Source organism: Amniculibacterium sp. G2-70, assembly GCF_014353055.1.
GTDB lineage: Bacteria > Bacteroidota > Bacteroidia > Flavobacteriales > Weeksellaceae > Amniculibacterium > Amniculibacterium aquaticum.
Genome location: NZ_CP060698.1, coordinates 622,949 through 635,241, shown reverse-complemented (window position 1 = coordinate 635,241; position 12,293 = coordinate 622,949). Strand labels below are relative to the sequence as shown.

Sequence of the window (12,293 nt, the reverse complement as noted above, 5' to 3'; positions counted from 1 at the left end):
TAAATATTTATATTTTTACCACTTAATTTTTAAAATTTTATGGCTTCAGGAATTTTTGCAATTTTAGATGATATTGCAGCTTTGATGGACGATGTCGCATCGGCAAGTAAGATAGCAACAGGAAAAACCGCAGGTATCTTGGGCGACGATCTTGCTGTAAATGCAGAAAAAGCAACAGGTTTTGTTTCCTCTAGAGAACTGCCCGTTTTGTGGGCCATCACCAAAGGTTCTTTTCTTAACAAAGTGATCATTGTTCCCATCGCTCTTTTACTCAATGCTTTTTTACCCAAAGCCATTGTCATCATCCTTATTTTGGGTGGTGTTTACTTGGCTTACGAAGGCGTAGAAAAAATTGTGGAATATTTTTTCCATAAAAAACACGACGATCATGACAACCTGAAGGAAGTTTTGAAAGACGACAATGCCGATGAAAATTCTGAAAAAATAAAAATAAAATCGGCCATTACAACGGACTTTATTCTGTCTATTGAAATTGTTATCATCGCTTTGGGGAGCGTCTTGGGACAAGCTCTACCCATACAGATTATGACGGTTTCTGTCGTTTCTGTATTGGCTACCGTTGGGGTTTACGGAATTGTTGCCCTTATCGTTCGTATGGACGATGCAGGTTATAGCCTGATGAGAAAATCCAATGAAAAAGGATTCCTAAACCAAGTTGGGAAACTATTGGTCCATGCACTTCCGGTGGTTATCAAAATCCTAGGTGTGGTGGGTACTGTTGCCTTGTTGTTGGTCTCTGGCGGTATTTTTGTTCATAATATCGATGCCTTGCATCATCTTTTTCCGCAAGTTCCTTCGATTGTGACGGAGTTTGTTGCAGGAAGTATTGTTGGTTTGGTAGCCGTCATTTTGATGTCTGGATTAAAACGAATTAAAAAAGCATTTTAAGAGTATTTTAAATTGGATCTAAACACCTCCTTAGAGTTTGTAAAAGGAATTGGCACAGAAAGGGCCAAACTTATGGCATCGGTTCTGGAACTAAGAACCGTGGAGGATTTGTTGAATTTTTACCCGCTCCGATATTTGGACAAATCCAAAGTACACACCGTGAGATCCATCTCACAATCGGATCAATTAGAAATCCAACTGAAAGGGAAAATCAAAGATCTGAAAGAATTCGGGAACGGAAGAGCCAAACGATTGGTAGCAAAATTCACCGACGGTACAGGAACCATGGATTTGGTCTGGTTTCAGTATTCAAGATGGATGCTCGATCAAATTCCACAAAATACGGAAGTCTATATCTACGGTCGAGTTCAGGAATTTAATGGTTTTTTTTCCATGCCACATCCAGAAATTGAAAAGGAAGATGACGCTAAGCAAGAACGCTACCTGAAACCCATCTATCCCAGTTCGGAAAAATTAACAAAAAGAGGACTCAACCAAAAATTTTTTCAAAATTTATTGAAATTTATTTGTTCAGAAATTCCTCAGTTGATTGCTGAAAATCTTAATTCAGAAATCATTTCGGGACTCAAGTTGATGTCCCGACAAGCGGCCTTGCTCAATATTCATTTTCCAAAAGACCTAACCCATTTTCAACAAGCTGAAAGAAGAATAAAATTTGAAGAAGCTTTTTATTTTCAGCTGAGTTTTGGATTGAAAAAACAAAATCACAAAAGCCAAGCGGTTGGCAATCCAATGCCTATTGTTGGGGATTATTTTAATACTTTTTATCAATACAATTTACCTTTCGAACTGACCAATGCTCAGAAAAAAGTGGTCAAAGAAATCCGAACCGACCTGAAAAAGCCCATACAGATGAACCGACTTCTGCAAGGTGATGTGGGTTCTGGTAAAACCATGGTTGCTCTTTTGTCCATGCTTTTGGCTTTGGACAACGGTTTCCAATCGTGCATGATGGCACCCACAGAAATTTTGGCAACTCAGCATTTTCAAGGCATTCAGGAATTGTTAGAAAATACCGGAATAAAAGTGCGATTACTGACCGGTTCTACTAAAAAATCGGAAAGAAAAATCATTCATGAAGAATTGCTTTCTGGTGAATTGCCCATTTTGGTAGGCACACATGCCGTTTTGGAAAAAGTGGTGGAATTTCGAAATTTAGGATTGGCGATTATTGATGAACAACATCGTTTTGGGGTTGCACAAAGAGCCAAATTGTGGGCGAAAAATAAAATTCCGCCACATGTTTTGGTAATGACAGCAACGCCCATACCTAGGACTTTGGCAATGAGTTTCTACAGCGATTTGGATGTCTCTGTAATCGACGAAATGCCGGTGGGTAGAAAGCCTATCATTACAGCACATCGAAGAGAAAAAGACAGGGCATCGGTGTATCAATTTGCTAAAGAAGAAATAGCAAAAGGAAGGCAGGTTTATTTTGTATATCCCTTAATCGAAGAATCCGAATTGTTGGATTATAAAAATTTAATGGAAGGATTTGAGCAAATTGCTCATGATTTTCAAGGGTTGAACATCACCATTCTTCATGGAAAACTAAAGCCCGAAGAAAAGGAAAATAACATGCAGTATTTTGCTTCTGGAAAAGCTCAAATAATGGTGGCAACCACCGTGATAGAGGTCGGAGTTAATGTTCCAAATGCTTCTGTCATGGTTATTGAAAGTTCGGAGAGATTTGGACTTTCGCAACTTCACCAACTTCGTGGAAGGGTAGGCCGAGGTGCCGAACAAAGCTACTGCATCCTGATGACCGGAGATAAAATGAGTAAAGAAGGGAGGTTGAGGATAAAAACCATGTGCCAAACCAATGACGGATTCAAAATTTCTGAAGTCGATATGCAACTTCGTGGTCCCGGTGATATTTTGGGTACGCAACAAAGCGGTGTGATTGATTTTAAAAAATTGGATTTGGTGAAGGATGGAAACATCATCAAAACTTCAAAAGATATGGTGGAAGATATTTTGACAAAAGATCCTTTATTGCTGTTTCCCAATCATCAGATCTTAAAAAATTATTATCTGCAACAGTATAGAAACAGACATCAGTGGAGTAAGATTTCCTAAAGTTTTTTTCGAACTAAAAGAAAAAGCCGTCCCCAAAAGAGACGGCTTTATAATTTACAAATTGATTCTTCAAATAGACTATTTGAAAGTATATCCCAAACCTAGTTGGAAAACATTGTTTCTAACAGCATCACCAGAATTGTTTTTTGCAATATCGGTAATACCTGCCGTATATCTTGCATTCATGTACAAGTTAGGAGTAAAGTTGTAAGCGGCCCCTAATCCAATTCCGAAATCGAAAGTATTGACAATGTCTTTCATGTCTTGAGATGCAGAAATACCGTTATATTTTGCTTTTGCTTTAGCAGAAGTCAAGAAACCAAATTGTGGACCGGCCTCAACTTTAAAATCTTCTGCCAATTCATACTGAAACATAATTGGAACATTGATGTATCCTAAGTTAAAGTGAACTTCAGCAGAGCTTGGCAAACCAAAACTTCCATTTTTTAATTCAGCACCTTGTGCGCTATAGATAACTTCTGGTTGAATGCTTAATTTTGCTGTCAATGGAGCGTTCAAAGTTAACCCAGCGTAATATCCAAATTGACTTTTAGTATCGTCTTCGGTTAAAGAAGATAAGTTACCTCCTGCTTTTACTCCGATTTTTTGTGCCATAGCCATAGTTCCGAAAACCATTGCTAATCCTAAAATTACTTTTTTCATGTTGTATTAAATGTTTAATTTCTTTATAGTTTTAGACATTTGTCAAAAGGTATGCCAAAATAATATTTTCATGTATTTTTTTATCGAGTACCGTTGTGGTATTCCATTAAGTAATCATCCATAACATAACCTTCGCCGATGTCAAAAATGCCTTCGGAATAAACGGAAAAGCCTAATTTTTGGTAAAATTCTTTTGCGCGGTTGTACTTGTTCACATTTAAAATAATTCTGTGATTTCCATAATCCATAGATTTCTTTTTTAAAAAATCGATGCATTGTTTTCCGTAACCTTTTCCTTGGGTTTCTGGTAATAAATAAAGTCTGTGAAGTTTTGTGCAACCTTGTTCGTAATCAAATTCAAACCCGATGAATCCTAAGTTTTCATGATTTTCTTGGATCAAATAATAAAAATAATGGGGTTGATCTTGGATGTGAGAAAGAAGCTCACCCTCAGAATACATGGTCGATAGCATGTATTCGATTTGTGAGGTCGAAAGAATGTTTTTGTACGCCGATTTCCAAGATTTGTCGGCTAAATCCTGAAGGGTTTTAATGTCTTTTTTATCGGCTAAAATAAATTGTATCATCGTGCGAAAATATAAAAAAAACATCCACCAATTTTTGATGGATGCTGATTTGTATTATTTTTTGAAATTAAGATCCCGTATAAAATTTAAACAAACCCTAAATTCCGGACATTTCGGATTTAATTTTGTCTTTCAACTCCGGACTTGCCGCCACCAAAGGCAATCTCAAATAATTTTTAATGATGCCCATTTCTGCCAATACGGTTTTGATGCCGCAAGGGTTTCCTTCAGCAAAAATCAGTCGGGTAATTTCAACCAATTTATTGTGGATGGCATACGCCTCGTCCACTTTTCTGTCAAATGCCAACTGCACCATGGTCGAAAATTCTTTAGGATACGCTTGTGCAATTACAGAAATTACGCCGGCACCACCTGCCAAAGTTACAGGTAGGGTATATTCGTCATCACCAGAAACCAATTGGAAATTTTCAGGTTTGTTTCTTAGGATGTCGAAATATTGTAAAATATTGGGTGCCGCTTCTTTGATCATGAACAAGTTTGGAAATTCATGAGCCAATCTCAAAGTGGTTTTAGCATCGATATTCTGACCGGTTCTGGACGGAACATTGTAGATGATGATCTGCTTCCCGGTACTTGCCAAAACTTTGTAATGTTGATAAAGACCTTCTTGGTTGGGCTTGTTATAATAAGGAGAAACCGAAAGAATGGCTTGGAAATCACTAAGATCTGTAGATTCTATCTGTTTTTTTACTTCCATGGTGTTGTTACCACCGATGCCCAATACCAATGGCAACCTGCCGGCATTGGCTTTTACGATATGGTCGATGACTTGCTTTTTCTCTTCAGTAGAAAGTGTTGCCGCCTCTGCTGTGGTTCCTAAAACGACCAAAAACTGAGTCCCGTTTTCGATGTTGAAGTTAACCAGTTTGGTTAATGATTCGAAATCGATGCTTAAATCTTCATTGAAAGGGGTTACCAAAGCAACTCCAACGCCTTTTAATATACTCATGGATGATTTTTTTTTGAATTTCAAAGATATGAATTTATCATAAAAATAAATACCAAATAAAAGTGATTGGCATAAAAATATTCAAAATAAAGTTGTTTTTCAATTGAAAAAACAGTCTTGGGATTAAGAGCAATAAACCATAAAAAAGAGATAAAATAAACATAGACTTCATGATTAAAATTTATATTTGCATTATAATAGATTTTTTTATGCGAAAAAATACAGCCATACTTTTGTTCGCCTCTTTGGCAATGGTTTCTTGTCGGACTTCTGCGCCTTTGAAAGTATCAGAAGTAAAATACGAGAAAAATGCTCCGGTAACTTCAAAAATTAATGAAGATAAAGCCATAAATGCTGTTATTGCTCCGTACAAATCCAAACTAGAAGGAGTGATGAATACCAAAATTTCTCACACAGCAAAGGAACTTAACAAAACAGGAGACAATTCGCCCTTGGGGAATTTATTGGCAGATTATACCCTAGAAGGTGCTGAATCTTGGGGTTTGAAAAATGGAATCTCAAAGATAGATGCTGCTGTGGTCAATATCGGTGGCATCCGAAATATCATTCCGGCAGGAGATATCATCACCAAACAAATTTATGAAGTGATGCCTTTTGAGAATGAATTGGTTATTGTAAAACTGAAAGGGAGCGACCTACAAGGTTTGTACGACTATTATGCAAAAACCGAAAAAAACAATCCGGTTTCTAAGATTCAGATAGAAACGCTCAACCATCAATTGGTGAAGCAACTTATCGATGGCAAAGCAATAGATCCTCATAAAATATACACCATAGCCACTTCGGATTATTTGGCTTTAGGTGGGGACAACATGTCGTTTTTCTCAAAAGGTGAAATGATTTCTACGGGGCTGAAACTGAGGGAAGTTTATTTGGGAAAATTTAAAAACAATCCTGAGATTGTAGCACCCACCGACATCCGATTGGTATTCAAAAAATAAAAGCCATAAACATGAATAGAAAAGACTTTTTAAAAATAGTAGGCGGAAGTACATTGGCAGCAACTTTGGTACCTCAAGGTTTAATGGCAGAATCCTTTGTTGGAAACCGATTGTTAGCCCCAAAGAAATTAACCATTCTGCATACCAACGATCAACACAGCAGGATAGAACCTTTTGACGAGTCCTATACCCGAAATCCCAACCAAGGTGGTTTTGCAAGAAGGGCAACGCTGATCCAACAAATTCGAGAGCAAGAAAACAATGTTTTGCTTTTGGATTGCGGAGATATTTTCCAAGGAACACCGTACTTTAATTTTTTCGGTGGTGAGTTGGAGTTCAAACTGATGTCGATGATGAAGTACGATGCCGCAACCATGGGGAACCACGATTTCGACAACGGTTTAGAAGGTTTTGATAAAGCACTTCCCAATGCCAAATTTCCTTTTATCTGCTCCAATTACGACTTCAAAAACACCCTTTTGGATGGCAAAACCGAGCCGTATAAGATTTTTAATAAAAACGGAATAAAAGTAGGAGTTTTTGGCGTAGGCATTGAACTGGAAGGCTTGGTAGGAAAGAAAAGCTATGGCGAAACGGTGTACCATCACCCTGTAGATGTCGCACAGCACTATGCCGATATGTTAAGAAACGATAAAAAGTGCGATGTGGTTATCTGTTTGTCCCACATCGGTTACGACTATCGTGATAATCCGCAAAAAATATCGGATAAAATCTTGGCTCAAAAAACGGACAACATCGATCTGATCTTAGGAGGACATACCCATACTTTCCTGAAGGAACCCCAAGCCATGATCAATAAAAATGGGAAAACGGTACTGGTTAATCAGGTCGGATGGGCAGGATTGATGCTCGGAAGATTGGATTTTTACTTTGATACACAAAAAAATATTCAGAAAATTTCTTGGAATAATTTAGAAATTAACGACCAAATTTTAGCATAATTCATCATGAGAAAGTCGTATTTACTTCTTGCGTTGGCCTTAGGAATTCAGCAGTTTTCGGCACAAACCATATCTTCAAAAAAATGGAACGATTTGTTTTCATACAACAATATTTTGTCCATCAAAGAAGACAAAGGAACCCTGATTGCCGCAACAGAAAATGGAATTTTTTATTACAATACTTCATCTGGAGAAATTCGTAAATTGTCAAAAGCCAACGGTTTGCACGAAGTGAAAATTACGGCATTCGATTATAACCCGACCACACAAATCGGGTTGGTAGGGTATGCCAACGGCTCTATGGATGTTATTGGTCCTGATGGAATTTCTTACATTGTCGATATCCCAATTGCAACGGGTTTTACGGGTAATAAGAGAATTAACCACATCAATATTTCTGGAAATCTTGCAGTGATTTCGGTTAATTATGGTGTGTCCATTTTCAAATTGGATAAAAAAGAATTTGCACAGTCTGCTTTTTTTGTAAACAACGGCATTTTTGAAGCCGCTAGAGAAGCCTCCATAAAAAACGACAAAGTCTATGTGGCAACAGCAACAGGACTGAAGTACCACGATATTAATGTTACTTTTCCGGTGTACAATACCTGGACAACTTTGTTAAATGGAGATTTTACACAAGCCGATTCCGAAAATTATGCTGTGGTATCTACTCCCAACACGGTTTATTTTGAATCTGGAGGCGTGTTCTCGCCCATCGCGCAAAATTTTGTGGAAATAAAAGATGTGGTAGCAACCGATCAAAATATTGTGGTAACCGACAAGCAACGCGTCTATGTATTCAGCAATACCGGACAGTACCAAAGCACTCCTGATTTTGGTGAAGATTGCAATACGGCTTCTTTTGTTGGTAATAAAATCTTTGGCGGAACGCCCAACTCTGGAGTAAAAGACGAGTCCAAAATGCAGTACAAACCAGACGGTCCATATAAAAATACATCGTATAAAATGTCCTTGTTGGGCAATCAGATTTGGGTTGCATCTGGTGGTTTGTCTTCCTACGCTGGTGCTATTGAAAGAAATTTAGGCTATTATCATTTTGATGGAAACCAATGGAATTATCCACAATATTTTGTCAATAATCCAAAGAAATTCAATGTTTTGGATGTCGTTGCCAATCCTCAAAATCCAACAGAAGTATATTTCACCAACTACATTTTTGCAGCCGGTGACAAAGGAATTTATAAGATGGAAGGCAATGAATTTAAGAAGCAATACAAAGGCGACGACTCCAATCAATATTACAATCGACCGGTAGGTATTGCCTTTGACGAAGACAATAAAATGTTTGTATCGGTAACCACCATAGAAAATTCTCCTGCAACAACCGGATATTATTATTACAACGCTGCAGCAGATGATTTTACTTTGGTTCCGTTAATAAAATCGGGCGGTGTGCTGAAACCTTTGGTCAAAGACGGTTACCTTTTTATGCCTTGCCCTTATTTTGGCGACGGCGGTTTGATTATTAACAAATATGGAAATAATCCAAGCATGGCAGGTCCCAATACCATCATTAAAACTGAAAATAATCTACCGGTAAACGGTACGGTTTCTGCCGCTTTGGACAACGATGAAGATTTGTGGATCGGAACTCGTGAAGGGTTAAGGATACTTTCTAACCCAACTTCGGCCATTTCGGATACCGGAATACAAACTCAACCGGTGGTCATCATGCAAAACGGAATTCCTGAAGAATCGTTCAGGAACAATACCATACTTCAAATTGCTGTAGATTCAGGAAATCACAAGTGGGTTTCTGTGGATGGAGGTGGTGTGTATTACCTGAGTGCCAATGGGGAGCAAACCTTGAAGCATTTTACCAAAGAAAATTCGCCGCTACCAACCAATTCGGTTACCGATATTCAAATCGATCATAAGACCGGCAAAGTCTATTTTGTTAGTTTGGACGGAATTGTGGTTTACCAAAGTGATGCGATCGATGTCAATTCCAATTTTGGAAATGTTTTGGTCTATCCAAATCCAGTGGTTTATGCCCAATATAAAGGAAATGTGACCTTCAGAGGATTGGCGATGAAAACCAACATCCGGATTGCGGATGTTGCAGGAAATCTGGTGCATCAAGGGATTGCTAGAGGCGGTTTTTATGAGTGGAATCTCAATAACCAAAGAGGGAATAGGGTAGCTTCAGGAGTCTATTTTGTACTCATGACCAACGAAGACGGCACCGACAAAGCAACCGCTAAGATTGCGGTAGTTAACTAGAACGATGACCACACAAACGGGTTTTTTATTGTCGTATGTAAAATACGGCGACTACGATGCGGTGTTGAACTGTTTTACAAAAGAAAAAGGCTATCAAAGTTTTTTTATTAAAGGAATTTTCTCATCAAAAAACAAAAAGAGATCGTATCTAAGACCTCTCAACGAGTTGTGTTTTACCTTTGCTAAGCTCAACAAATCCGGGAAAATGGATTTGGTAAGTCAAATGGATTTGGTAGAAAATCCAGACTTTTATCAAAATGTAAAATGCAATACCATCGTTTTTTTTATTGCTGAATTTCTCAATAGAAACCTGAAAAACGAAGCCGCTTCTGAGGTTTTGTATCAGGAAATTCTATGTTTTTTAAATGCTTTAGAACACGAAAATTATTGCAGCCACCATCTTTTTATGTTTCAGTTTCTTCGATTCTTAGGATTTGTTCCACTTTTGGATGAAGGACTGTTTCTAGATCCCGAAAAAGGAAGTTTTGTATCGCAATCCACTCATCATCTTTTTGATGAAGGAGTTTCTGCCGTTTGGAAAGAATTAATTTCCACAGAAGATCCCTATGGCTTTGTTATTCCATCACGGTTTAGAAGAGCTTTTTTAGAGAGCTTGTTGGTGTATTTCCAAATTCATGTCAGCGAATTTCGTGAGCCACAGTCGCTAGAAATTGTTCAGCAACTTTTTGAATAAGGTGTGCGAAATTAAATTTTCACTCGATAGATATCCGTTGCGTTTCTTTTGATGTTCGGGACAAAAAATCCGCCTTCTTCCGGAATAACCTCTTTGAGGTCGAAACGGCTACAATCCTTTGGTAACCCTGTAAATACCAGGGTGAACCAATAGTCTTTCATGGGATGAACTTCTGTCCAATTTGGGAAAATAGAAATGTTTTCTGCATGTACCAATTGACATTCGTGGCCGCTTTCTTTATCGATAAGCACAGTTGTAGGCCAAATTCTAATCATATTTCCCCAAAATGGACTTGCCGGAAACATACAGTGGACAATCACTTGTTTTTCCTCAATCACTTTAGGAGCTATAGATTCCTGTATTTCTTTTGCAATAGACGGTTGGTCAATGTTTTCCATAATAATATCCAAATTCTTTTTGGATGTAAATTGATCTTGCAAACTTATAAAATTATAACCTAAATTCTTTGATTATTTGAGACTTAGTGGTACGAGATCAGAAGTGGAGAGGAATAAATTTGCGACATATTTTAAAATCCCCTAACTTTGCCCAAACCAAAATCTAATGAGTAAAAAGAACACGAAATACATCTTTGTAACAGGAGGTGTAACTTCATCTTTAGGAAAAGGAATCGTTTCGGCATCGCTGGGATTGCTCCTAAAATCCAGAGGCTTCAATGTCACCATTCAAAAATTAGATCCCTATATCAATATCGACCCGGGAACCTTAAATCCTTATGAACATGGCGAATGCTATGTGACAGAAGATGGTGCAGAAACCGACTTGGACTTGGGACATTATGAAAGATTTTTGGACTCACCCACTTCTCAAAACAACAATGTAACCACCGGTAGAATATACCAAACGGTTATTGAAAAAGAAAGAAAAGGTGACTTCTTAGGCAAAACCGTTCAGGTTATCCCACATATTACCAATGAAATTAAAAGAAGAATTAAACTTCTTTCTAAGCAAAACTACGACATCATCATTACAGAAATCGGTGGTACCGTTGGCGACATCGAGTCCTTGCCGTATATTGAGAGTGTTAGACAGCTAAAATGGGAACTGGGAGAGAATAACTCCATGGTGATCCATCTTACACTTTTGCCTTATTTGGCAGCAAGTGGAGAACTGAAAACCAAACCTTCTCAACATTCGGTTAGACAGTTGATGGAAAGCGGAATTCAAGCCGATGTTTTGGTTTGTCGTACCGAGCATAAAATTACCAAAGACATCAAGGGAAAATTGGCTCAGTTCTGCAATGTTCCTGTTGAAAATGTTATTGAAAGTATTGATTTGGATACCATTTATGAAGTGCCAACCTATTTGCAAAAGCAAAATTTTGATGAAGTGGTACTGAAAGAATTGGGTCTAAAATCGGATCAAACTTCTGATCTTAAAGATTGGAAAAACTTCTTGAAAAGACATAAAAACCCTAAAAAATCTGTAGAAATAGCATTGGTAGGGAAGTATGTAAGCCTTCAGGATTCGTATAAATCCATTGCAGAAGCATTCATCCATGCAGGTGCCGAGTTGGAAACCGAAGTCAAAGTACGATGGGTATACAGCGGTGAAATTACCGATGAAAATGTAGCTGAAACTTTTGCAGGAATCGACGGTATGCTCATTGCACCTGGTTTTGGAGATCGAGGTATTGAGGGTAAAATTCTTTCTGCAAAATTCGCAAGGGAAAACAAAATCCCTATGTTAGGAATTTGTCTGGGAATGCAAATCATCACCATAGAATTTGCAAGAAATGTTCTAAATTTAGCCAAAGCCAATTCTGTAGAGTTTGATACCACCACTCCAGATCCTGTAATCTCTTTGATGGAAGATCAGAAAAATATCGAAGAAAAAGGAGGTACCATGAGATTGGGCGCTTGGAAATGTTCCCTAAAACCAAATACCAAACTTCATGAGATCTACGGAACGAAAAACATCTCTGAAAGACACCGACACCGATACGAGTTCAACTCCGAATATCAGTCGGATTTTGAGAAAAACGGAATGGTCGCTTCTGGCTTCAATCCGGATACCCAATTGGTTGAAACTGTTGAGCTGAAAGACCATCCTTTCTATGTCGGAGTACAATACCACCCGGAATATAAAAGTACGGTAGAAACTCCACATCCATTGTTTGTGGCCTTTGTAAAAGCGTGCACCAAGTAATATAAGCTTGAAAAATTATAGAATCCATCTCAT

General features: G+C 38.0%; 11 protein-coding genes. 7 read left to right on the top strand and 4 right to left on the bottom strand.

The genetic code is table 11. The annotated features are described in order from the left end of the window. Window positions 1–39 precede the first annotated feature (39 nt). Both H9Q20_RS02940 and recG read left to right on the top strand, forming a co-directional pair. The gene (locus H9Q20_RS02940; protein WP_187478266.1) at window positions 40–909 is read left to right on the top strand and encodes a DUF808 domain-containing protein; all 870 of its coding nucleotides are present in this window, start codon (window positions 40–42) and stop codon (window positions 907–909) included. A 12-nt stretch (window positions 910–921) separates the two neighbouring features. After that, complete coding sequence (gene recG / locus H9Q20_RS02935; protein WP_187478265.1) at window positions 922–3,009, top strand: ATP-dependent DNA helicase RecG; 2,088 nt, start codon at window positions 922–924, stop codon at window positions 3,007–3,009. Window positions 3,010–3,087: 78 nt separating this feature from the next. Here the strand turns inward: recG and H9Q20_RS02930 are convergent, their stop codons facing one another. The 3 genes from H9Q20_RS02930 to dapA all read right to left on the bottom strand — a co-directional run bounded on the left by H9Q20_RS02930 (window position 3,088) and on the right by dapA (window position 5,229). Next, window positions 3,088–3,672, bottom strand: a complete 585-nt coding sequence (locus H9Q20_RS02930; RefSeq protein WP_124640602.1) for a porin family protein — start codon at window positions 3,670–3,672, stop codon at window positions 3,088–3,090. 80 nt (window positions 3,673–3,752) lie between these two features. Beyond that, complete coding sequence (locus tag H9Q20_RS02925) at window positions 3,753–4,259, bottom strand: GNAT family N-acetyltransferase (RefSeq protein ID WP_187478264.1); 507 nt, start codon at window positions 4,257–4,259, stop codon at window positions 3,753–3,755. Window positions 4,260–4,356: 97 nt separating this feature from the next. Further along, window positions 4,357–5,229: a 4-hydroxy-tetrahydrodipicolinate synthase gene (gene dapA, locus H9Q20_RS02920; protein WP_124640603.1), complete on the bottom strand. Its 873-nt coding sequence runs from the start codon at window positions 5,227–5,229 to the stop codon at window positions 4,357–4,359. A 209-nt stretch (window positions 5,230–5,438) separates the two neighbouring features. On the opposite strand from dapA, the gene H9Q20_RS02915 reads away from it, so the two are divergent. Genes H9Q20_RS02915 through recO form a run of 4 tightly spaced genes read left to right on the top strand, consistent with a single transcriptional unit; the run spans window position 5,439 to window position 10,091 of the window. Next, the gene (locus H9Q20_RS02915) at window positions 5,439–6,191 is read left to right on the top strand and encodes a 5'-nucleotidase C-terminal domain-containing protein (RefSeq protein ID WP_124640604.1); all 753 of its coding nucleotides are present in this window, start codon (window positions 5,439–5,441) and stop codon (window positions 6,189–6,191) included. 11 nt (window positions 6,192–6,202) lie between these two features. Further along, window positions 6,203–7,153: a bifunctional metallophosphatase/5'-nucleotidase gene (locus H9Q20_RS02910; RefSeq protein WP_187478263.1), complete on the top strand. Its 951-nt coding sequence runs from the start codon at window positions 6,203–6,205 to the stop codon at window positions 7,151–7,153. 6 nt (window positions 7,154–7,159) lie between these two features. After that, complete coding sequence (locus tag H9Q20_RS02905; protein WP_187478262.1) at window positions 7,160–9,397, top strand: hypothetical protein; 2,238 nt, start codon at window positions 7,160–7,162, stop codon at window positions 9,395–9,397. A 4-nt stretch (window positions 9,398–9,401) separates the two neighbouring features. Then, window positions 9,402–10,091, top strand: coding sequence for a DNA repair protein RecO (gene recO, locus H9Q20_RS02900; RefSeq protein WP_124640606.1), 690 nt, complete (start codon window positions 9,402–9,404; stop codon window positions 10,089–10,091). Between the two features lie 11 nt (window positions 10,092–10,102). On the opposite strand, the gene H9Q20_RS02895 is transcribed toward recO, so the two are convergent. Continuing rightward, complete coding sequence (locus H9Q20_RS02895) at window positions 10,103–10,489, bottom strand: hypothetical protein (RefSeq protein WP_262385567.1); 387 nt, start codon at window positions 10,487–10,489, stop codon at window positions 10,103–10,105. Window positions 10,490–10,655: 166 nt separating this feature from the next. On the opposite strand from H9Q20_RS02895, the gene H9Q20_RS02890 reads away from it, so the two are divergent. Beyond that, a complete protein-coding gene (locus H9Q20_RS02890) occupies window positions 10,656–12,260 on the top strand; it encodes a CTP synthase (protein WP_124640607.1) in 1,605 nt (534 codons plus the stop codon). Window positions 12,261–12,293 lie beyond the last annotated feature (33 nt).